This is a genomic window from Negadavirga shengliensis (assembly GCF_042652345.1).
In the GTDB taxonomy this organism is placed as follows: Bacteria; Bacteroidota; Bacteroidia; order Cytophagales; family Cyclobacteriaceae; genus Negadavirga; species Negadavirga shengliensis.
In genome coordinates this window covers 456,579-479,024 of the sequence record NZ_JBHSJJ010000004.1, presented here as the reverse complement: position 1 = coordinate 479,024, position 22,446 = coordinate 456,579, and the positions used below count along the sequence as shown (strand labels likewise).

Annotated in this window: 19 protein-coding genes; 8 read left to right on the top strand and 11 right to left on the bottom strand. The window is 45.8% G+C overall.

Annotated features, from left to right (window positions below):
* Positions 1 to 56 precede the first annotated feature (56 nt).
* From ACFPFU_RS09635 to ACFPFU_RS09620, 4 genes are all read right to left on the bottom strand, one after another.
* The gene (locus ACFPFU_RS09635; RefSeq protein ID WP_377063900.1) at positions 57 to 1,202 is read right to left on the bottom strand and encodes a DUF4221 family protein; all 1,146 of its coding nucleotides are present in this window, start codon (positions 1,200 to 1,202) and stop codon (positions 57 to 59) included.
* Between the two features lie 138 nt (positions 1,203 to 1,340).
* Positions 1,341 to 3,131, bottom strand: a complete 1,791-nt coding sequence (locus ACFPFU_RS09630) for a cation:proton antiporter domain-containing protein (protein ID WP_377063898.1) — start codon at positions 3,129 to 3,131, stop codon at positions 1,341 to 1,343.
* A gap of 102 nt (positions 3,132 to 3,233) precedes the next feature.
* Positions 3,234 to 3,899: a sulfatase-like hydrolase/transferase gene (locus tag ACFPFU_RS09625; protein ID WP_377063896.1), complete on the bottom strand. Its 666-nt coding sequence runs from the start codon at positions 3,897 to 3,899 to the stop codon at positions 3,234 to 3,236.
* Between the two features lie 151 nt (positions 3,900 to 4,050).
* The gene (locus tag ACFPFU_RS09620) at positions 4,051 to 4,386 is read right to left on the bottom strand and encodes a hypothetical protein (protein WP_377063894.1); all 336 of its coding nucleotides are present in this window, start codon (positions 4,384 to 4,386) and stop codon (positions 4,051 to 4,053) included.
* Here ACFPFU_RS09620 and ACFPFU_RS09615 point away from each other — a divergent pair.
* Positions 4,370 to 4,927 carry an enolase C-terminal domain-like protein gene (locus ACFPFU_RS09615; protein ID WP_377063892.1) on the top strand — a complete coding sequence of 186 codons (558 nt, stop codon included), beginning with the start codon at positions 4,370 to 4,372 and terminating at the stop codon, positions 4,925 to 4,927. The genes ACFPFU_RS09620 and ACFPFU_RS09615 overlap by 17 nt on opposite strands.
* 42 nt (positions 4,928 to 4,969) lie before the next feature.
* Here the strand turns inward: ACFPFU_RS09615 and ACFPFU_RS09610 are convergent, their stop codons facing one another.
* Together ACFPFU_RS09610 and ACFPFU_RS09605 are read right to left on the bottom strand one after the other, a co-directional pair.
* Entirely contained in the window at positions 4,970 to 5,887 is a 918-nt protein-coding gene (locus tag ACFPFU_RS09610; RefSeq protein WP_377063890.1) for a dienelactone hydrolase family protein, read from the bottom strand.
* A 295-nt stretch (positions 5,888 to 6,182) separates the two neighbouring features.
* Positions 6,183 to 7,259 carry an amidohydrolase family protein gene (locus ACFPFU_RS09605; RefSeq protein WP_377063888.1) on the bottom strand — a complete coding sequence of 359 codons (1,077 nt, stop codon included), beginning with the start codon at positions 7,257 to 7,259 and terminating at the stop codon, positions 6,183 to 6,185.
* Between the two features lie 363 nt (positions 7,260 to 7,622).
* Between ACFPFU_RS09605 and ACFPFU_RS09600 the strand changes: the two genes are divergently transcribed.
* The 3 genes from ACFPFU_RS09600 (at position 7,623) to ACFPFU_RS09590 (ending at position 11,960) form a co-directional block, all read left to right on the top strand.
* The gene (locus tag ACFPFU_RS09600; protein WP_377063886.1) at positions 7,623 to 10,322 is read left to right on the top strand and encodes a DUF7133 domain-containing protein; all 2,700 of its coding nucleotides are present in this window, start codon (positions 7,623 to 7,625) and stop codon (positions 10,320 to 10,322) included.
* A gap of 199 nt (positions 10,323 to 10,521) precedes the next feature.
* Positions 10,522 to 11,436: a DUF5996 family protein gene (locus ACFPFU_RS09595; RefSeq protein WP_377063884.1), complete on the top strand. Its 915-nt coding sequence runs from the start codon at positions 10,522 to 10,524 to the stop codon at positions 11,434 to 11,436.
* Between the two features lie 125 nt (positions 11,437 to 11,561).
* On the top strand, positions 11,562 to 11,960 hold the full coding sequence (locus ACFPFU_RS09590; RefSeq protein ID WP_377063882.1) for a hypothetical protein: 399 nt from the start codon (positions 11,562 to 11,564) through the stop codon (positions 11,958 to 11,960).
* A 56-nt stretch (positions 11,961 to 12,016) separates the two neighbouring features.
* Here the strand turns inward: ACFPFU_RS09590 and ACFPFU_RS09585 are convergent, their stop codons facing one another.
* Positions 12,017 to 13,168, bottom strand: a complete 1,152-nt coding sequence (locus tag ACFPFU_RS09585; RefSeq protein WP_377063880.1) for an amidohydrolase family protein — start codon at positions 13,166 to 13,168, stop codon at positions 12,017 to 12,019.
* Positions 13,169 to 13,420: 252 nt separating this feature from the next.
* Here ACFPFU_RS09585 and ACFPFU_RS09580 point away from each other — a divergent pair, with 252 nt between their 5' ends.
* Together ACFPFU_RS09580 and ACFPFU_RS09575 are read left to right on the top strand one after the other, a co-directional pair.
* The gene (locus ACFPFU_RS09580; protein WP_377063878.1) at positions 13,421 to 14,551 is read left to right on the top strand and encodes an AI-2E family transporter; all 1,131 of its coding nucleotides are present in this window, start codon (positions 13,421 to 13,423) and stop codon (positions 14,549 to 14,551) included.
* Positions 14,548 to 15,435, top strand: a complete 888-nt coding sequence (locus tag ACFPFU_RS09575; RefSeq protein WP_377063876.1) for an SDR family oxidoreductase — start codon at positions 14,548 to 14,550, stop codon at positions 15,433 to 15,435. Before ACFPFU_RS09580 ends, ACFPFU_RS09575 begins: the two co-directional genes overlap by 4 nt.
* 13 nt (positions 15,436 to 15,448) lie before the next feature.
* Here the strand turns inward: ACFPFU_RS09575 and ACFPFU_RS09570 are convergent, their stop codons facing one another.
* On the bottom strand, positions 15,449 to 16,243 hold the full coding sequence (locus ACFPFU_RS09570; RefSeq protein ID WP_377063874.1) for an SDR family NAD(P)-dependent oxidoreductase: 795 nt from the start codon (positions 16,241 to 16,243) through the stop codon (positions 15,449 to 15,451).
* A gap of 128 nt (positions 16,244 to 16,371) precedes the next feature.
* On the opposite strand from ACFPFU_RS09570, the gene ACFPFU_RS09565 reads away from it, so the two are divergent.
* Together ACFPFU_RS09565 and ACFPFU_RS09560 are read left to right on the top strand one after the other, a co-directional pair.
* Positions 16,372 to 16,833: a YehS family protein gene (locus ACFPFU_RS09565; protein WP_377063872.1), complete on the top strand. Its 462-nt coding sequence runs from the start codon at positions 16,372 to 16,374 to the stop codon at positions 16,831 to 16,833.
* Entirely contained in the window at positions 16,830 to 17,774 is a 945-nt protein-coding gene (locus ACFPFU_RS09560; protein WP_377063870.1) for a polysaccharide deacetylase family protein, read from the top strand. Before ACFPFU_RS09565 ends, ACFPFU_RS09560 begins: the two co-directional genes overlap by 4 nt.
* Before the next feature lie 43 nt (positions 17,775 to 17,817).
* On the opposite strand, the gene ACFPFU_RS09555 is transcribed toward ACFPFU_RS09560, so the two are convergent.
* The 3 genes from ACFPFU_RS09555 to ACFPFU_RS09545 are packed head-to-tail and all read right to left on the bottom strand — an operon-like array spanning position 17,818 to position 22,279.
* Entirely contained in the window at positions 17,818 to 18,672 is an 855-nt protein-coding gene (locus ACFPFU_RS09555; protein WP_377063868.1) for a formylglycine-generating enzyme family protein, read from the bottom strand.
* Between the two features lie 6 nt (positions 18,673 to 18,678).
* Positions 18,679 to 19,428, bottom strand: coding sequence for a 3-keto-disaccharide hydrolase (locus tag ACFPFU_RS09550; protein ID WP_377063866.1), 750 nt, complete (start codon positions 19,426 to 19,428; stop codon positions 18,679 to 18,681).
* 4 nt (positions 19,429 to 19,432) lie between these two features.
* On the bottom strand, positions 19,433 to 22,279 hold the full coding sequence (locus ACFPFU_RS09545; RefSeq protein WP_377063864.1) for a PQQ-dependent sugar dehydrogenase: 2,847 nt from the start codon (positions 22,277 to 22,279) through the stop codon (positions 19,433 to 19,435).
* Positions 22,280 to 22,446: the final 167 nt, after the last annotated feature.

Sequence of the window (22,446 nt, the reverse complement as noted above, 5' to 3'; positions counted from 1 at the left end):
AGCCAGCGTAGAAACCTTATGGCCGTGTGAATCGATGAACCTGCGTCAAAGGGCTGTCATTCCATACTCAGCCGAACGAATGCCAGTTCATCCTCAATGTTTTCATACATCCATACTTTCCCATCCTTAACAAAATGCTTTTTGGGCGGAGCATTTAATTCCTGTACAGGGGATTCCGCCAGTAAATTCAGGTTTTCATCGAAAATGCTCAGATACACATCCGCCCCGGTAGGGGCATATTGGCCATACTCATTTTTTTCCTCCCCAAAACTTTCCCTGGCCGAAAACCGCAAAAAACGCCTTAACTCTTCATCCCAGATAAACCTGCCGAAGTTTATTTCCTCCTTTGACTTTTTGTAAATATTCTCTAATTCCCCGGTAGCATGATCCACCTGCTTTGGGGGCAGGTATTTTTTTCTGTCACCCAAAAGCGGCGTGTCCCAGCTTTTTATAAATAGACTATCTGTTTTCAAATCAAAAACATGTACCTCATTGATGGAATTGTTGGCAATGACAATTTTATCCGGTGTCGAAGCAGGAAATAAGGCCACGCCAAAACTTCCCGCCGGCCTGCCCTCATGCAGAATGTCCACGCGGTAGTCGCGCAATTTGGTCAATTCAGGCAGGTCGGTTTTTTTAAAATCCTGATTTTTCAAATCAAAGTCTAAAAGAAAATAGGTATTGTCCTGCCATTGGATAAAGACGCCCACAATCCGGTCGGGTTGGGCAGGGTCCTCAAATAACATCAGCGGGTATGTTTCCGAACCATTGAGATAAGACCCCGCAATTTTTTCGAGCCCCAGGTCCCTTACCTTTTTTGCATCCTGATCAAACAGGGCGTAGGTCTTATAAAACCAAACCATCAATTGACCTTCTGGGGTAATCCTGAAATTGGAAATAATAGAACCCAATCCGTTAGGCCCCTCCTTTTCAAACTGGATTTTTTTTTCCAACACCAATTCATCCAGGTTGATCCGCTCTGCATAATTATCCATTCGGTTAAAATTAATCAGGTAATTTTTGGCCGACGAAAGATCAGAAAGGGATAAATTGTCCTGCAGATAAATGAATTCATCGCCTGAATCCACCCAAACCGTGTCCATGGAGAAGCTCAGGTTACCTGAAAATACGTTTTCCTGTTCCTTACTCTTGTTGCAGGAAAATAGGTAACCGGCAACGACAATTAAAAGAAAAAATCTCATGCGAAAAAGGTTTTAGTTTTTGAATTGTGGAATATACTTAACATTTCTCAATATAAATAAAAAATTAGTAAAAGTAATTTTATTTTAATAGTACACTTCGACCAGACTTCTAGGGAAAACAATACACTTTCCAACTTTTTACTTCAGATATACTACCTGTTCTCCTGAAAAAATTTCTTCTCCATAGTGGAACGGTCTTTTATAGCCATCCGTACTCTTGATCAGGAACGGGAGGAGCTGGACCCCCTTAGCCCGTTTTTCTTTCACCCAGTGCCTTGCCGTCACTTTTTCCGGTACGGATTCATACACTTCTTTGTGTTCCCGGCGGGAAATTTTATTAAACCAGATATCCAAAGGTGTACGCATTGAAAACATACTGGTGGCCTTAATGGTTTTCAGCAAGGCCGCCCCTACCCCATCGTCGTTGCGTAAAATAGCCACGTAAATATTGGGAATCAAAAAGTTCTCGCGGGCCATTTGGGCAGCCAGCATATTGATTTCACTGTTATTGGTCAACGCTATAAAAATGAACTTATTGGCAGCATTCGCTTCGACCAACACCTCTTCTTTCAGGGCATTGCCATGAACACATTTAAATCCGGCTTCTATGGCATGGTCTGCCAAATCTTTATTGGAATCTATCATGTTTACAGGGGATTTTTCCTGCAGGTGCCGGGCCAGGAGCAAGCTTACGGGATTGACCCCTACCAGCAAGTAACCGTGCCGCTGGTTGACCTGCGCCAATTCACCTCGCCTGCGCAGCCACTCTGTCGTCCATTTCAATAGGAAGGGTACGGTAGTGGTTGTGAAAATAGCCATAAACACCAGTATGGAAAAAATATTCTGATCAATGATCCCCATCTCTAATCCTATACCTGCAATAACGATCTCCACAGCCCCACGACCATTCATTCCTGAACCCACCGCCAGACCTTCTCTCCAGCCGTATCCACTGGGCAGGTAAAACAATGTTGTTCCCAGGATTTTACCCACTACAGCAAACAAGATCACTACCAACAGCAAGGGAAGATCGGTCGTAAACACCTCTACGGTCACAGAAAAACCGGCGGTTACAAAAAATATGGGGGCCATGAAGCCAATGGACACATCATAAAAGGTCTTTTGAACTTCTTTGAAAATATTTCTTTGGAACAGACTCTCTTTTATAAATAACCCGGCCATAAAGGCCCCCAGGATCTGATGCATTCCCGCCAGTTCAGCCAGCTCGGCGTAACCGAAAGCGACTATCAGAATAATCGTAAAATACAGGGTACTGCTCTGAAATTTAGCACGGGATAAATAGGCTCCGAGCTTGGGAAGGGCATATAAACCTAACAGGATAGTCACTGCGAAGAAAATCACCGCTTTGCCTGCCACCAACAAAAGTCCAATTAGGTCAATACTTCCTACATCCACAAAACTCAAAATTCCTGCAAAAATTACCAGGGCCAGCGTATCTGATATCAGCGCCCCCGCCATCAGCACATAAGCAATTCGTGTATTGAGCAGCTTGAGATCCACTAGGATCCGGCTTTTGGTTACCAGGGAAGTAACCCCCACAGCGATGGCCACAAAAAGTGCAGACATGGGAGTTCCCCCAAAGTAAATAATAGCTGCATACCCCATCACAAAAGGTACTATAAACCCACCTATGGCGGCCATGAATCCCGGCCATGAAGCGCGTTTCAGATCCTTAAAATCAATTTCCATCCCGATATATACCATAAGGAGGATGATCCCAACCTCCGCTAGGACCCTGACTGTCCACGACTCTCCCAATAAACCAAGCAGGCCCGGCCCCAGAATAATCCCTACAATCAATTCCCCTAAAATAGAGGGATAATTCAGCCTTCTTGAAATGCTACCGCCTATCCAGGCTGCTACCAAAATCGCTAACAAATTCAGGATATTGATGTGGTATTCTTCCATGTATTCTTTTTATCAATAGCTATATTTGTCCTTCCATAAGGAATTACCGTCTTAAACCCCCAAAATAAGAAAAAATGATTAGCCTATTGCTTTCTGGCCATGTTAATCCTTTTCATGCCTGCAAGTATCTCTTAAGGGTATTTTTATTTCCCCAGGATGCTCCTCCGCAAGATCAAACCTCTCACTGGGATCTACCGACAGGTTGAACAACCTGGGTTTGTCCAGCTTTTGCATATTCCCGGGACAGACCTGCGGATTGTTGCTGTAATAAACTGCCTCGTAAGCTCCTATTCGGGCCGCGAATACCCGCGTTCCATGATAGTAAATAAGCTCTTTCCTCGGACCGGCATCTTCCCCAGTTAGTACAGGAGTGAGATCATAGGCGTTGTACAGTCTGTCCTCGGGTAAAGAAGTCCCGGCCATGTTGCTGATGGTAGGAAGCAAATCCAGCGTACCTCCCATTTTTGATATCACGCCGGGCTTGACCGTTCCCGGCATCCAGAAAATAGCGGGTTCCCTTACTCCGCCTTCATAGCTTGTCGCCTTCGCCCCAAAGAACAACCCGGCACTGCCTCCAGGCTGATCCATCACGACCCAGGGGCCGTTGTCAGAAGTGAAAACGACAAAGGTATTTTCATCAAGTTCCTCGTCTGTCAGGGTTTCCTGTACCTGCCCGACACCCCAGTCCACTTCTTCGACCACATCTCCGTATAAACCGCGTTCCCGTCCCCTGAATTCTTCCGAAGCAAACAAGGGTACATGGGGCATGGAATGTGCCAGATAGAGAAAGAATGGTTTCGTTTCTCCTTGTTTTCCCTAATAAATCTCACAGCTTCTTCCGTGTACCGCTTGGTGATTGTATTTTGGCCAGCGGGTCTTTTAATAATCTCTTCATTCCGCATCAGGGGAAACACCTTGATCAGTTGATCGATCTCCTAAAAGGTACGCGGGATCCTGCCTTAAAGGCCTTCGATGTCGCCTTGTTTGATTTAACAGGCAAATCCGGGATAAGCCGGTTTATCAGCTGCTGGCTGAAAATAAGACGCCTTCTTCTACCGGCACTCCGGTATACAGCGGAATGATCTACCTCGATGAACTTGACGAAAAGGGCAACTTCGAAAGCTGCGACAGGATATTGGAAAACTGTGAATGGGACGTTGACCATGGATACAGAAGTTTGAAGGTAAAAATCGGCCGGAGCGGGAGGTGGTATAGTCACCGTGAAGGGCTCCAAAAGGATGTCGAACAACCTCATCCATAATGCTTTTAAAGATCGAAACATTCAGATTCTTGTCGACTCCAATGACATGTACAGTCTTGATGACACGCTGCATTTTCTGGAAGGGGTCAGGGATGTCCCGGTTTTCTGGGTGGAGGAACCTTTTAAGAAAACATTCCACGAGGGCCGCCAGTTGAAAGATTGGATGAAAAAAAATGGATTTGAATCGGTATTGTACGCTGATGGTGAAGCCAATCCTGACCACAACCTGCTTTCCGAAATGGTGGATGCCGGAATATTGGATGTCTACTTGTCCGACATTTATGACTATGGCTTTTCGAAATGGATAAAGTTAAACATCGATTTAAAGGAAAAAGGCACGCTGTCAAGTCCCCATGCATGGGGAAATTCCCTCAAAACCAACTATATCACCCATTTGGCAGCAGCCCAGGGAAATGTAGTGACCATAGAAGGGGTTACCTGTTTTTCCGATCAAATAGCTTATGGCGATTATAAAATCTCAGATGGTCTCATCTATCCTTCCAATGCTCCCGGATTTGGCATGACCTTGTTGTAAGCATTCCGATTTATTTGAAGAGATTCAGCAGAAGACGTTCCGTTACAGCCATTTCCTTAAAAAATCCAGGATATCCTCCCTCATTTCCTTGGTTTCCTCATGGCCTACATCGTAAATTTTTAATTTCCAGGCTTCCGGGGCGCCGTCGTTTGCATACACTTCCTTTAGGTTGGAATCGATGATTTCAAGGCCTTCAAGTGGTGTAAGCGGGTCAAACCTTCCAGCCAGCCCCAAGTGTGGCCTGGGAGATATAAGGCTGTTGATTTTTGAAGTGGAAAAATGGTTCAACAAATCAGGCACATAATAATAGATGCCATGAAGCCGGAGATCGCCCTTCTCCATTAACGTATGAAAATCCGTCAAACAATTCAGGTCGACCGTTACCTTGATGCGTTCATCCAAGGCTGCCAGCCACCAGGCCATGGTACTTCCCATTGACATCCCCATGGTGGCTATGCGGTCGGCATCTATATCTTCCCGGGATACCAGGTAATCCAATGCCCGCAAATTGTCATACACCATCATACCAAAAAGTACCTTTCCCTTCCACAACATTTCCTTAAAAATATCGATCTCGGCCCTTCCCGACCTTTCCCCAAACCCCCATGAATCCAAGCACAAGCCTGCATACCCTTCGCGGGCCAAAGCCACGGCATAAGGGGGTGACTGCATTTCTTTTCTTCCCAATACAAATTCATTCTTCCCTACTTCGTATTGACCGAAATGGGAATGGTTAAACAGGACCACCGGCAGTTTCCCCCCGGCATTACTGGGTTTGGTAAAGTAGGCGGGCACCCTTTCGAGCCCATTTATATCCATCAATAATTTTTGAATAATTACACCATCCTTTTCTTCAGTGGAAACCACTTCTACAGAAATCGGCTTGTCCCTTCCGGGTAGCTTACCCAACAGGGCATATAATTCTTTTCGCAGGTCTTTTTTATCTTTAAGGTCTTGCATTCCTGGAGTTGTGATTGGGTTTTGGGAAAAAGAATCCGGCAAATGACAAAAAAATATCATCACCGGCAATAAACGGAAACAGAAGAACAATTGACACCTCATGCATGAAATGGTTTCGGTTTTAAAACGGGACTTTGTTGGTCTTTTTCAGCTATTTATCAAATAAATATAAACATAAAAGCCATTTATCCATTTTCCTGCTTTCAAACAATTCTCGACACCCTTAAATCCACTGAAACAATGGACAATGACTTGCCCCCATTTTTATGGGTTTTAATTCTATTGATGCCCAATCCTACTCCCCCATTCCAAACCACCTTACGCCATTGTGGTAATAAATCTTGTCCACCACTTCTTTGGGCAGTTTTAGACCTTGAAAGGAATCGTTGATCAACGTACTGCTCATGACATTGCCTGTCACAAAATACTCCCAATCCCGCTTCCAGTTTTCATCCATGGCACGGTACAGATCCTCCCTGCGGCGCTCGCCATCATCCACCAAGTCTGTACCGTACATGATTCTGTCCTGGTATTTGACAAAGAAGTCCCTTACTTTTTCCCTGTTATCCACCGTCTGATAAAACAGCTGCCCCATACGGGCCGCCAAATCCACGCCCATGTTGGGAAACCGGTCAAGCCTTTTCGCCAACTCATCCACGTTCCATTCCAAACTTCCCAGGTGCGCCCCTACAAACCTCAGATCAGGGTGTTTTGCCAACATGTGGTCACGGGCGTCAATAAGTTCGTCGTAAGAAGGCATTTTGGGCTGCAGGTACATATGATATTCAGGATGTCTCTCAAAATATCTCCTGTCATTATTTGTTGTCATCGAATCGAGCGGAAGCCAGCAGTTTTTGGGTTCCCCGATATGCCCCATAAGCACCTTCCCCTGATCCCGGATATATCTGAAAATAGGATCAAAACGCTCATCGTCTATTGAAATAAGGCTGCCGGCAGTATCCCTTGAAACCATTCCTATGTTCTTCCATACCTTCACCCCCAATGCGCCTTGCCTGAAGCAACTGTCCAGCCAAGTCACCACCTTATCTTCCCAACCTTCTTCATCCCAATCCGAAACCGCAAAGGCAGTCACCATGTCCACGACGCCAGGGAAATTTTCCCTCTGCACCGCCCCGAACGCAAATTTTTCATAAACATCGTTCCAGCCATCCGTATACTCCAGCGAAACATTGATAAGCCGGAAATTGTCTTCCAACGCCTTTTCGACAAAATATGGCCGGTCCGACTCGATGTGGATATGGACATCTATTTTCTTTACCTGCGAAAAATCCTCCAGGGAATACCATTCCTCTTTTTGATTGCAGGCACTGATACTAATAAGTAAAACGATAAACGGAAGGTATTTTCCCATATGATATAAACGAAAGAATCCGGAAACAACTCATAGTTCTAATGGCTAATATAGGAAACAAATGGGTTTTCTCTTATCCCAAAATTAACCGGATATTTTGATAGCCGACTCAAATTAACCTGAAAAAAGAAACTGAAGCAGATAATAGTCAAGCTCCCGGTATTTTTTTATACAACTACCTTTATGTTGTGAGCTGGCTTAGTTTTTTTTAAAGAGAAAAGCAGAAAAAATTATGTATATGGGTATCTATTTTTAGCAAAAAAAATATACTTTTCCAGTTCTGTTTTTGACCCCTTTGGAAATATATAGCCAATTGTCAAAAATGAAATTAACCGGAGTAAACAAAAACATTCTCGATAGTTCATGAATCCATCTGCAAAATCCATTTTTTCATTCTGTATTTCCCTATCTCTCTTTCTCAGTTGCAGCCAGGAAAAGTCCCCTTTTGATATATCGCCCGCTGATCGCCTGGATCCAAAAAGAATGCAGCCACCCTATCCCCAGATACAGATTCCTGAAGGGATAGATTTGGAATCTCCCCGCTGGAAAGGCATCGATCTGACACCGGTACCCCCGGTAGTTCCTTTATCTGCGTCCGAACAAAAAAAGACCTTTGTTCTCAAACCCGGCTATAAAATTGAACCCATCCTGACCGAACCCCAAATCAAGGAACCGGCGGCCATCCGGTTTGATGGAAACGGAAGGATGTACGTGCTGGAACTCAGGACTTATATGCAGGACATTGATGCCAATGGAGAGTTGCTGCCGACAAGCCGAATATCCCGGTGGGAGGATACCAATAACGACGGGATATATGACAAGGGAGTAATTTTTCTGGATGGCCTGGTTTTCCCCAGGTTTGTAGTCCCTTTTGGTCCCAACACCATTTTATCCATGGAATCCAATGAAGACCATGTGTATAAATACACCGACACCAATGGTGACGGCAAAGCGGACAAAAAGGAATTGTTTGCCACCGGGCTGGGCCGGTCTGGCAATGTGGAGCACCAAACCAGCTTTTTGACCTGGGCGATGGATAACTGGATGTACAGCACCTACAACTCCCGGCGGATACGCTGGACTCCCGACGGCGTGATTCAGGAGCCCACAGGTAACCCCTATGGGCAATGGGGCGTGACCCAGGATAATTATGGCCAGGTATGGTTCCAGGATGGAGCCGGCGGGGTACCGCAGAATTTTCAGTTTCCCATCGTGTATGGAAATTTCCAGGTAAAAGGCCAATTTCAGGAAGGGTTCCGGGTACCTTATAGCCTCGTGAAATTAGCGGATTTTGAACCAGGCATGCGGGAAACCAAACCCGACGGGTCCCTCAATAATGTTACCGGAGCCGCCGGCAATGATGTGTTCCGGGGTGACCGGCTGCCCCGGGAGTTGGTAGGGCAATATTTTTATGGGGAGCCGGTGGGAAGGATCGTCCGCCAGGTTCATTCGGAAAAAGAGGAAGGTCTCACCTATATACAAAACAAATACATCGATACCGAAACTGAATTCATCCAATCCACCGATCCGCTGTTCAGGCCCACCGATATCGCTACTGCCCCGGATGGCACCATGTACATCGTGGACATGTACCGGGGAATCATTCAGCAAGGGAATTGGACCCAGGAAGGCAGCTACCTGCGCACCAAAATCCTCCAATATCAAATGGACGATATTGTGGGCAACGGACGGATTTGGAGGGTAACACATGATGATATGCCCAGGAGCAAGGAAAAGCCGAGGATGTATGAAGAAACCCCTGCCGAGTGGGTTAAGCACTTGGAACATCCTAATGGCTGGTGGCGCGATATGGCCCAGCAGCTTTTGGTACTGAAGCAGGACAAATCCGTGGTTAAGAACTTAGTGGAGATGGTAAATAATTCCCAGAACGAACTTGCCCGTATCCATGCCATGTGGACCTTGGAAGGTTTAGGTGCATTAAAGTTGGAAATGGTCAGGAACTTATTCCAGGATGCCAGCCCGGCCATGCGCATTCAGGCGTTAAGGGCCAGTGAAACTCTGTATAAATATGGTGCGAAAAGTCTCGAGGAAGATTATATCAGGTTGGCCAAGGACAAGGACCCCAGTGTAGTGATACAGGCCCTGCAAAGCGCTTATATTTTAAAAATAGGGAATGTGGATAAACTGCTGCAGTCCACGCTCCAGTCCAACAAAGCAAAAGGGCCACAGTTGGTGGCTACCCAGATTTTACAGAAAATGGAGGAAGCCAGGCAATTAGCGGCCACACAGTATTCCCCACGGGAAGGCGAATTATTCAACAAGGGAAAAGCCATTTACGACGGCTATTGTGCGGCTTGCCATGGTATCAAAGGTTTGGGCACCCCTACCGGTGCTGCGGGTGGAGAACTCATCGCACCGGCATTTTCCGGTTCACCGCGCATCCAGGGACATCCCGAGTATGCGGTAAAAACCCTGCTCCATGGATTGACCGGGGCCATTGAAGGGAAAGAGTACGAAGGGGTAATGATCGCTATGGATTCCAACGATGATGACTGGATCGCGGCGGTGGTTTCCTATATCCGCAATGAATTCGGTAACAGCGGCGGTTTTGTAACTCCTGAATATGTGGCCCAAATCAGAAACGAAACCCGGGACCGGAAATCCAACTATGCTTATGATGAATTGATCCAGGAAATCCCCAAGGTTCTCTTTCCCCAGGATGACTGGAAGGTAAGTGCCAGCAGCACCGCCCTGCAGGGCGTAGGCTCCACCCGGGACCCTTCATATGTCTTTAGTCACAAGAGCTGGCAAACCGAAGGCCCCCAAAAAGCAGGAATGTGGTTCCAGATAGAGCTTCCCCGTCCGACAAACCTGGCGGAAATACAGTTTGATTCCCCCGAGGGAGAATATCCGAAAAAATATGCCGTTTCAATCTCAAGCGACGGTGCCCAATGGACGGAAGTAGGCAATGGTACAGGAGAAAATGGTAGCAATACCTTTGGCTGGGACAGACAGATCATGGGTAAATTTATCCGTTTGCATTTAGTGGAGGGGAGCGAACGGCCTTGGACAATGAAAAAGTTGAGACTTTATGCCAGATAGATCCCGAAAGCGATAAAAGCATGCGAGGGGGTGCCGTGCACATCGGTAAATGGCGCTTGTAACCTGTCTTTACTGAAAAAACAAAAGAGTTTTTTTGATTGATGGTGAGGTATACGGTGATTACGGAGGAAATATTAAGCTGAAAGTCTTATTTTCAGAATATAAAATCGTAATTTCACTGATATCAAATTGAGGAACCATGCAACAAAAATGGCCGGAACTTTCCTATGAAAAAGGGAGAAAAACATTTGAGACCCTGCACATGTGGACGCAGGTCATCGGGAAGATAAAATTGGCCACATTACCCTGGCTCAATCATTCATGGCATGTTACCCTGCATATCACACCTATAGGTCTATCCACCTTGAATATGCCTTATCAGGGAATTCACTTCCAGATCGATTTTGATTTTATTAACCATCAATTAAAAGTGGGTACCAGCGAGGGAGAATTTCGCTCCTTTGACCTGAACGGTCGCTCCGTCGCGGATTTTTATAGGAAGGTCTTTGAAGTGCTGCACGAGCTGCAAATTGATGTAAAGATCAAGCCTGTACCGGTGGAAATCGAAAATCCCATTCCCTTTGAAGAAGACACTGTGCATGCCACCTATGACAAAACACAGGTAGCTGCTTTGCATCAGGCTTTGCTTTCTATGCAGGATGTCTTCAACCGGTTTCGTTGCGGATTTAAGGGAAAATGCAGCCCGGTGCATTTTTTCTGGGGCAGTTTTGATCTGGCCGTCAGCCGTTTTTCAGGGCGGCGGGCGCCTAAGCATCCCGGCGGTGTCCCTCATTTACCCGATTGGGTAGCAGAAGAGGCTTATTCCCATGAGGTCACCAGCTGCGGGTTTTGGCCGGGGAGCGAGGCATTGCCCGAACCTGCATTTTACTGTTATCTATATCCTGAGCCTGATGACTATAAGCATGCCAAAGTCCGACCAGATGAAGCTTATTATCACAACACATTGAGGGAATTTGTTCTTCCTTACAATGCGGTTCAGCAGTCTGAAGACCCTGCTTCAACCTTGCATTTGTTTTTGGAGAGCACATATGAAGCCGGGGCAGCTTTAGCCAATTGGGACCGGGAGGCTTTGGATGGGAAGGTGATGATTTGATTTCTGGGTATTTAAAGAATGTCACTCGAAACCGATCCCAGGCAACGTTGAGCATCCTTTGACAAAACTTCAAAACCTTTCATCTTCAGCGATCTTCAAACAAAGGCCGAAAATCTCTCTGCCATATGAAAAAATTAATCTTACTCTGCCTTCCTCTCTTTGTTTTGAATCATTCCCAAGCGCAGGAAGCAATCCAGAAACCGGTCAACGACAGCATCATGATCACGATCATGATGAAGCACCATCAGGACAAGAACATTGATGAGCTTCGCGAAATCAGGGAAAGGAACGGCTTTACTGAACTGTTTCCGCCTGAATCTGCCAAGGTGATATCCTGGTATGTGATGATGGGAATAGGCCAGGTGGTTACCGTGAAAATTCCTGCCAGCGAATTAAGAAACCTAAACATCGCCGTAGAGAAAAGTGTATGGGGAGCTTTTTCCACGGAGTTCTACCCCACCTATGATCTGTATCCAACTATATTGGAAACAAAAGAAAGGCTGAAAAAACAAGAACCTGACTGAGTCCCGCTTCCGAAATTGTTTCTCAATAACAAGTATCGGAATCAACGGATGTTCCCTCAATCCGGGAACCTGCTTTTGTCAATGTTGGGAATGATTTTAAGGGCGTTTTTATAGTAGACTTTTTTAAGTACTTCCTCTGAAAGTCCCAAACCATACATGCTCCAGAATGCATGGTACTTTTTATAATAGGGAAAATACTCGTCCTCGGTTTCCAATACCCGGAAATAGGTATAAAACTCCTCTTTGTTATAGGCATCTTTTCCGAAAAGGATCCTATCCTGGTATTTGGTAAAGAACGCATTGGCCCTTCTTGGCTGCCTCCCGAATTCGGCTATTACCGCACCAATCCCAAAATAAACGTTGGGGAACTCCTCCAGATGGGCCTCAGCTTTGTCCAGGTTGTTCGCCATCCAACCCATATGGGCATTGATAAAGGTGGTGCCGGGATTCTTTCTGAAGACATTGTGCTGTTCTGCAATGATCTGCTCAAATGGTACGGGGTTGTCGTTTGCCCTCCTGCGCCCCGGATTGAGTTTTAATTCCAGCCATCTTTCATTATCCGAATCCATGGGCTCCCAAAACTGGGCCGGATCAGCGGAATGGATGAGCACCGGTATGCCCAATTCACCGCACCTTTTCCAGACCGGATCCAAATCAGGGTGATCCACAGGCACCCTATGGCCATTGACATCCCTGACGGAAAGTCCCAGACTCTTGAATATTTTAAGCCCATTGGCCCCATTTTGTACGTCTTTTTCCAAGTCCTCAACTGCTTTCTCCGTCCATCCCGGACTGCCAAAATCCCTGAACGATAAATTAGTGAATACGATAAACCTTCCGGGAGCCACGCCATTGAACCTTCTGATCATAGCGTACATGTATTCCTGGCCATCGATGTCATTGGAGGACATGGACCTTCCCCGGCCGCTAAGGTTCACCATCACACCCATATTGATCTCATCCATTTCCCTCACCAGCCGGTGTACGGTTTCCTGAGTCACATTCCATTGATGGCTATGTATGTCTATGAAAGGAAATTTGGCTTTTTTTACCGGATTTTCAGGAACCACGAGCGTGGGTCTTGGATTGTATTCTTCAAATCCCATCTCCTGAGCCGTAAGACTCCCTGTGAGTCCGGTCAAGAACAACGCCCCCAATATAAGTATACCATGAACTAATCGGGAGGGAACCGGAATAACGTGTTTCATCGGAACAAGGGTTTATGATCGTTTTAAAATTAAAATAAATCCGATAAAGATAGAAGCAACCATTCAAAGTTAAACGTCAAATATAGATATCTTTATTATTTATTATTTGTGCGGATGTCCGCCTAAAATAATCTGTTCTCACATGTCCTAGATTTGCACGATCATTGCGCAGGAAAAAAGTACTAGATGGTAAAAAGAAGGTAAACAAGGGATAATGGATTCAAACAGATTGTAGGAAAAACGCAGCTATTTATGAAGAAACTGACACGTTATGGCTTCTTGGAGAAAATCACCTTTGTTCTTCTCTTTCTGATCTTATTTATTTTTGGTGTGATTGAATCAAGACAATTTGTGGTTCCTTTATTTTTAGGTGTACTTCTATCTTATTTGCTCTATCCCATAGTGAAATTTTTGGAAGACCATAGATTTCCGAGAATTCTAGCCAATTTCATCGCTATTATCATCGCTGCATTTGTCGTTATCATGCTCGTTAACTTTTTATCAAAGCAATTCTCGGTTTTTATAAAAGACCTCCCTGAAATAAAAGAACAGGCCGCAGAAAATCTCCAGAACATGCGGGAAAACGTATCTTTATCGCTGGGGATTTCAACAGAACAGTTCAGGGACTGGGAAGAGGATTTCACAAAAAACCTGTTTGAAGCTTCTGCTCAGGTACAAACTGTATTCTCAGCTACTACCAGCACCCTGGTGACCATCGGCTTGATGCCCGTATTTATATTTTGTTTTTTATACTACAGGAATAAATTTCATGATTTTATCATCATGATGGTTCCGAAAGAAAAGGAAAACAAAGCGGAACATATTCTGGCGGAGATTAATCTCGTTACCAAAAAATACATGACCGGTGTTGTCATTGTAGTAGCGATTCTTTCCATTGTCCATTCTGTTACCTTCAGTATCATCGGAATTGATCATCCCGTCTTTTTTGGGGTTACCGCGGCCTTCTTCAATTTTATTCCCTATTTCGGGACGCTGATCGGTGCCATACTGCCCCTGTCATACGCTTTGTTAGCCATGGACGGAACGAATTATGTGGTTGCCGTGCTTCTGTATTTTGTGGCTATTCAGTTTATAGAAAACAATATTCTTACACCCAATATCACAGGTGGATATGTGAACCTTAACCCTTTTATCACTATATTAAGCCTGATTTTTGGAAGCATGGTGTGGGGTATAGCAGGAATGCTGCTGATTATTCCCCTCATGGCCATGATAAAAATATGTTGTGAAAACATCAGCTTCCTGCAACCTGTCGGTTTTCTTTTAAGTGGCAGGGGAACTGAAAAACACGCGGTTCCCTGGAACAAAATAAAAAACATGTTTTCCCATGGGAAGCATCGCAACAAATCAAGGAATCAATGAAAAAAGAAGATGAAAACTCACTGCCCGTGGATAAAATCTGCGTCATCACCGGTGCCAATTCCGGAATAGGCTATGAGACCGCTAAAATCCTATGCGGCAAAGGGATTACTACCATTCTGGTATGTCGTTCCCAGGAGAAGGCCGAAAAAGCCATAGCCCGGATCAAACAGGAAGTCCCGGAGGCCAAAACCGATTTTGCCATTGCTGACCTCTCCTCACAAAAACAGATACGGGACATGGCCCGTAACCTATTGAAACGTTATCCTAAAATCGATGTGCTGATCAATAATGCGGGTAGCTGGTATTCCGATTTTGAGCTTACCGAAGACCATTTTGAGCGGCAATGGGCCATCAACCACCTCTCCTATTTTCTTTTAAGCCATTTATTGCTACCGGCGCTGCAGAAATCAGCAGACCCCAGGATCATCAATGTGAGTTCCGACAGCCATTTTCAGGAGAAAATCCATTTCAAAGATGTCAACCTGCGCAGCAATTATCATGGACTTCGTGCTTACGCACAATCCAAACTGGCCAATGTGCTATTCACGTTGGAGTTTGAAAGAAGAAAGCCTTCCGGTTTTGAACATATCAGCATCAATGCCGTACAGCCGGGATTGGTCAAGACAGACATCGGCTTAAAGCATACCATATCCTTTCACGGATTGGTTTGGAAGATCCGCCGGTGGATGGGCGTTTCACCTGAAAAAGGAGCGGCTACTTCGGTTTACCTGGCTACTTCTGAAAAGGTAAAGGATATCAGCGGTAAATACTGGGACAAATGTAAAACCAAATCCCCTTCAAAAAATGCTGTGAACAAAGAAGACGCCGCCAAGCTGTGGCAACTCACTCAGGAAATGTGCAGTATCCGGAAATTCTTCCCATAAATTCCACAAAAAGTCAATGGTCAGTATATACCCGGAAAAGACGCTCCAGCAATTTCATTTTAAGCCCGGTAGGGAATAACTTCATGAGCTTGACAATAGTCCAATTGATTTTTCCCGGAACCACTATTCCCTGACCCTTTAATAAATTGTTGACTCCGATTTTCGCGACTTCTGCGGGCATCAACATGATCATTTTGGCCCTGTTTCCAACAGCATTGATTCTTTTAAGGCCATCGGAATTGGTCAATACGGGCCCTGGACAAAGGACAGAAACCTTCACGTTACAATGGCTGAGTTCTTCCCGCAGCGCCAGAGAAAAAGCATACACAAAGTTTTTGGTACCCGTATACACGCTTTTATAAGGCAGTGGGAAATTTGCTTCCATACTGCTCATATTCAAAATAAAAGCCGGCGCATGTTGCTTCAGCATAGGCAGGAAATGATAGGTCAGCATCGTCAATGCACGAATGTTCAGATGCAACATGTCCGTGTAAATCTCATGGGATATTTCTTCGAACTTACCACCGGCACCCATACCTGCATTATTAATGAGCATGTTTACAACAAGATTCTGTTGGATGCAATAATCATAAAGACTTCGAACAGCCTCATGATCCCTCAGGTCAATCGCCAAGGTGATGATTTCCACTGAAAACCGCAAATTGATTTGTTTTTTGGTTTCTTCAAGACCATCATCGGGTAATGCAATAAGCAAGAGATTCATACCCCTGGAAGCGCATTCAAATGCAAATGCCTTGCCGATGCCCATACTGGCACCTGTTATCAAAGTGAATTTTTTGACCTCCATAGAAATGTCTCAAACCATTAAATTAGTAATTTATCGGTGTATTTAAGATTTACCAAGGCTTATTTACCTATTCCCACAATTAATAACGATCTTAGCCTTTATAATCAATTGAAAACAAAGCAACATTCATGCAAAATAACGACATACTGCGTAGCCTTAGATATACTTTCGATTTTAATGATTCCAATATGATTGAAATTTTTGGTTTGGCGGATCTTCAGGTTACCCGCGCTGAGGTAAGTGATTGGCTGAAAAGAGAGGATGATCCGGAATTCAAGCCCATCAGCGACCTCAAACTGGCCATTTTCCTCAACGGTCTGATCAATTATAAACGGGGTAAAAAGGATGGGGAGCCTCCTGTCCCCGAACAACGGTTGAACAACAACATCATCTTGTGGAAACTGAAAATCGCCCTTGCACTCAAAGATGAGGACATGTTGGAAATATTGTCCAAAGCAGGACGGCATATCAGCAAACATGAATTAAGCGCCTTTTTTCGGAAACCCGAACAGAGTCAATACAGACTGTGTAAAGATCAGATTTTACGTAATTTTCTTCAGGGTTTGCAATTAAAATACAGAAGAACATGAAGTCTCGATTGTGTTTGCTGTTGGGATTTGTCCTGTTTTTTATTCAATATGGGTCATTTGGACAATCCAAACGGGTTTGTTTTACCATTGACGACCTGCCTGTGGTCGGTTATGGCATGTTGGATCAGGCTACCCAAAGAAAACTTACCGAGCGGTTGATCGGTGCTTTAAAGAATAACAATATCCCGGCGATTGGCTTTGTAAATGAAAGTAAACTGTATGGCCAGGATAATCTTTTGCTTTTTCAGTACCAGATGTTAAAAAGCTGGGTGGAAAATGGATTGGAACTGGGCAACCACAGCTACTCCCATTTTGATTACAACAACACGTCGTTTGCCGATTTTTCCAGGGATATAATAAAAGGTGAGGCGGTCACCAAAAAATTACAGGACGACAACGGGAGATCTGTAAAATACTTCAGGCATCCTTATCTGCATGTGGGCAACACAAGGGAAAAAGCCGATTCCCTTGATGTTTTTCTTGCAGAAAACGGCTATACCGTCGCCCCCGTCACCATCGATAATGAGGAATATATTTTTGCTTATGCCTACCACAAGGCTTGGCTTGCAAACGATCAACAGATGATGTCTAAAATAGCCGGGGATTATATCACCTACATGGAAAACATGCTGCGTTATTATGAAATACAATCCGTTCGGCTTTTTGGCCAAAATATCAGCCATATTTTGCTTTTGCATGCCAATCTGTTGAACGCAGACAGCCTGGAAGCCCTCGCCGGGATGTTTAAAAAAAATGGCTATGAGTTCATCGGTTTGGAACAGGCCCTTAAAGATGAATTGTACCAAACTCCTGTGACCCACTTTGGAGACTGGGGTATTTCCTGGATAGACCGATGGGCGCTCAGCATGGGAAAAAAGGGCAGTTTTTTCGAGGATGAACCCTCAACCCCTGCCTATATTAAGGAGCTGGCAGGTCTTTGATGGCCACGGTTTTGTCTGGGGGCATTATCTCTCGATGGCTAACCTACTCCTTCATCTCCATCACTACCCTAAAGCCCACATCGTAACCGTTTCCCGGTCCACCACCATGAAAAAAATAAGTGGCATTGACCACATCTGAAGTAAAACTCCCGCCTTTCAACACATGCACTTCGCCAGAAGACGGGGGAACCGGGCCGGGAAGGATATCTTCATTGTGAAAGTCTTCCACCCATTCCCATACGTTTCCGAGCATATCGTATAAACCCCAGGGATTGGGCTCCATCTGGCCTACAGCCTGCGTGCTTCCCTTATCGGTATCCTGTATCCAAGCCTGCTTTCTTGTTTCAGCCCAGGACAAAGGTTCGGCTGCCCCGGCTCTTGCGGCATATTCCCATTCAAATTCGGTGGGCAAGCGATAAATGACAGCGGAGTCAAGCGCATTCAATCTCCTGATAAATTCCTGGGTGTCCTCCCAACTCACGTTGTCTACGGGATAGTTGTTCTCATCCCCTTCTGCCCTTTCCCCTTGGAAAAATGAGGGATTGTAGCCCATTACTTTTTTCCATTGGCCTTGTGTCACTTCGTATTTACCCATGTAGTAGGGCTTATCGATTGCCACTGTAAAGCCGGTGCGGGAATCCCTGCGGGCGAGTTCCTCACACTTTTCAAAGTCCTCTGCTGTCCATTTTTCACTTACGTCCACATCACGTGTGTCCGGGGGTGTTGGGCATTGCAGTTCCAGTCGGCCTGCGATCATGCTTCCCGGCCGGATCATCTCAAACTCCATTCCCAGTTCATTGGTATAGCTTGCCGGGCTTTTTTTTGAGTCGCCCTGCTGGGAAAAGGCATTGCCCTTCCAGATAAAAACTGATAAAAATATAAGTGCAAACAGTTTCATGGCTATCTATAGTTCTTTTATCGCTATATTCCTATATCGATGTGTGGCTTCCGGTTTCCAGGAATAGCCACAACAACTTCCTCCGGGAATGGGAACCAAGGTAGAACTCCAATGTAACTGCAAAGCGATCATGCCTTCGGTGGCATTGGCTATTAAATCATTGCGCTCCATTTGCACCGCCCATATTTGCTCCCCGTTAATCCACAAAGTAATATGGGGAATGACGCCTGTCACCCGCAGGCCAAGGGTGTTCCAATCTCCTTTTTTCCATACTTGGGAAAGATCAGGGGCAGGCACAGGGCTTGTCACCCGCAGCATCTCACCAAACAATGCCCCGGTCCCTGTATCCCCGTCACCGACCATCTCCAATTGATAGGCTGTTCCGCTTTCCGCTGACCTGAAAAACAGGCCACCGTTTGTTCCTGGCGTCCCTTTGAATTCAAAGTGCAGTTCAAAATCCCTGTATTTTTTATCGGTCAATAAAATTCCTCCCTGACCAAAGGGATACTGCTTCAGTACAATGGTCCCATCTTCGATAGAAAAATCACCTTTGATTCCATGGTGGGTTGTTTTGCTGGCATGCCAGCCACTGAGGTCGGTTCCGTTAAACAATGGCTTAAAGCCTTGGGGGATTTTTACAACCTGAGCCGGAAAACAGGCAACACCGCAAAAAATAACCGCTGAACATATGCCAACCTGTATCGACCACCACCCAAAAAAAGATGTGCTGAGATATGAAATCAGTTTCTTCTCCATTCCTTTATTTGATAAATTCTATTCCTGTCATGATCACCAATGCGTCACTTTCTTTGGCTCCTTCGTTGCGGACAATAATATAAACGTCGTGTATGCCATCGACTTTCGAAACATCAAATGGGACGGGTTTTCCGGCATCCTCGCCAAAGAATGGCCCCTCCCCTTCTTTGATTGGATGCGGGATGATTTCAAAAGGCTCGCCTATCACCGTTCCGGTGGGTGAGCCCACCCTGAGTTCGACGATGCCACCGATAAAGTGCGACCAATGCCAAAAACGGGTCAATGCACCGATGTTTATTTTGTTGATCCCGGTGAGGTCAATGTTCCTAAAACCTAAATACCCTCCCTTTCCGGTGATGATAAAGCCGGGATCATCCGTTGAAGGGGTGAATGAAACGCCTTCCTCTGAAAAATAATCGGCAGACTCAGGCGTCAACAAAGGATACCTTAGGAGAACAAGGTGATCCCCGGTAAGGTTGATTCCAGGGACTTCATCAGACCCCCGATCCGTGTAGCTCGCATGGAAGAGATAAGACCCCGGCTCGAAATTGAAAGAATAGAACTTGCCCAAACGGCTCACATGGCTTCTGGGTTCAAATGCATGCATGGAAAAATTCCCCTCAAGAGGAAGCTTCCTGACGCCTGACTCCCCGTCTGCCTGACTGAGGATATAATCAATGATCCGGCTGGTCTCTTCTCCTGAAAGCATGGGATGGGGCGGCATGTTTATTTCCCCCCACTTACCGGAACTCCCTTCAAAGATACTCCGATGCATGATATCAAATGCGTTACTATTTTGCCCATATTTAAGTGCTATTTCACGAAAAGAAGGTCCAAGCAACTTTTCATCAAGCTGATGACAGGTCATGCAGTTGTATTGCTCCAAAAGGGATTGGGCCTGGATGTGGCGGAGTGCCTCCCCGGGCTGCACAGCCCCTTCTTTTTTGAGCCTGATGAGCTCTTCCGGACTTAAACCTGAAGGGATATACTCGGCAGTGACAGAGACGGATTCAGGTGCAATATCCCCTTTCTCCGTGGTTCCATCCTCCTCATCCCTCACTTCTACCCTATACCCAATGTTTTCATTGGGGAAGAAAAAAGTGCGGTTACCCGAAGTGATCTTAAACTTCACTTCCGGCTTTTCGTTGCCCGCTACTATTTCCAATAAAGTGGAATCGGCTGCCCCTTCAGGATCACTCACAGTGAGCGTTACTTCATACTTTCCTGCCTGCTGAATACTTGCCCGGGGATGAGGTCCGTCATAAACCAGCTCCTCCCCATCACCCAACGGCCGGAACCTCCAAGTATAGTTCAATTGGTCTCCATCGAAATCAACAGTGCCATCGGAGGACAAGTTGACTTCGAGTGGAACAGCGCCCGCAGATGGCTCCGCGGAGGCGTTGGCTATGGGCGGCCTGTTACCGGCATTGTACACCATTTTCGACACGCGGCCTTGTCCGGCGAGACCATATTCCACTAGGTAAAGATCTCCCGTTGGTCCAAAATCCATATCCAGAGGTTGCTTGTGCTTTAAGTGGCCCGGCGGCAAAAACGGTTCTATGGAAGTGGCCTCTGTACGCTCCCCGTCCATGCTGATAACCATAATCCAGTTACGGACGTAATCGGTTACCAGCCATTTGCCCTCATAATATGAAGGAAACAACCTGAGAGCATTTGAAGAGAAGTTGCTCTTTCTGAAGACAGGGCCTCCGACGGCGGACCGGGCGGCGCTGCCAAGAAGCGGCCATTCATCTGATACCCTGTAGGGATACGCCACCAGTGAAGGTTGGGCAGGCGGCAGTTTTTCCAGACCGGTGTTATTAGGTGAATTGTTTACCGGTGCCATCGGATCGAATGGTTCACCGTATTCTCCGGTTTCATAATTGTAACGGTTGTAAGGGAGGTTATTTGCGATAAAGAAAGGCCAGCCGAAATTACCCGCCCCTTTGGCCACATTGAACTCGTCGTATCCCTTCGGGCCGTATTTTTCTGAATCTATCCCGGCATCAGGGCCTACCTCTCCCCAATGTAGGTAACCCGTCTGTGAATCTATGGACAACCGCCAGGGATTCCGGTTGCCCATGATATAAATCTCGGGTCGGGTCTGCGGTATTCCTTCCGGAAAAAGGTTGTTTTCAGGGATGGAATACGTTCCGTCAGGATGGGGCCGGATGCGCAAAATGGCTCCCCGGAGGTCATTGGAATTGCCAGCGGACCTGCCCGAATCCTCCCCTCTTCCGCCTTCATTGCTGAATGCAAAGGGCGCGTATTGGGTGGGTGAGGAATCGCAGCCTACGGAAAGCAAAAGATTGCCTTCATTGTCCCATACCATGCCCCCTCCAAAATGTTCTCCGTCAGGCTGTTCCCAGAATATCTTCAACAATACCACCTCTGAGTCCATGTTCATTTGCCCGTTGGCTTCCAATGTAAACCTCGAAAGCCGCATATATTCCCCCTTATCTTCAGCGGCAGAATAATAAAGAAAAACCTGCTGGCTGCGTTGAAAATCCTTAGCCAACAGCATGCCTATCAATCCCGGGGCTTTTTCGGTCGTCAATGCCACCTTTCCTAACCGGGTCACCTGCCCGGAGGCTTCATCCGCCCGTTTCACAGCGCCTGTCCGCTCGATCCAATATACCCTTCCCTCATGGTCAAACTCCAGTTGCATAGGCTCCTCCAGGCCATCTGCCACAACCTCATAAGTAAAGCGTGTAGGATCTGGCTTCTTGCTGGGATCATCGGTTGCTTCTTCCCGCTCGGCACAACCTGACAATGTCCATGCCATCGCTCCTGATAATAGGGTACTGATTATAATTTTACTACGAAAGACCGGCAGGTTTTGTAAGTTCATTTTTTATGCTCATTGAGTGAAATCAATTCAGTGTAATTCCGATAATGAAATGGTCTTGTTTCAGTAAGGATCAAATAGATGCTAAAACCCGGCCAAAGATAGCAAAGAAAAAAATATCAGGATTTTTCTCTTTGTAAGGAAAATTATCAGGAATCGTTTTTGATAAT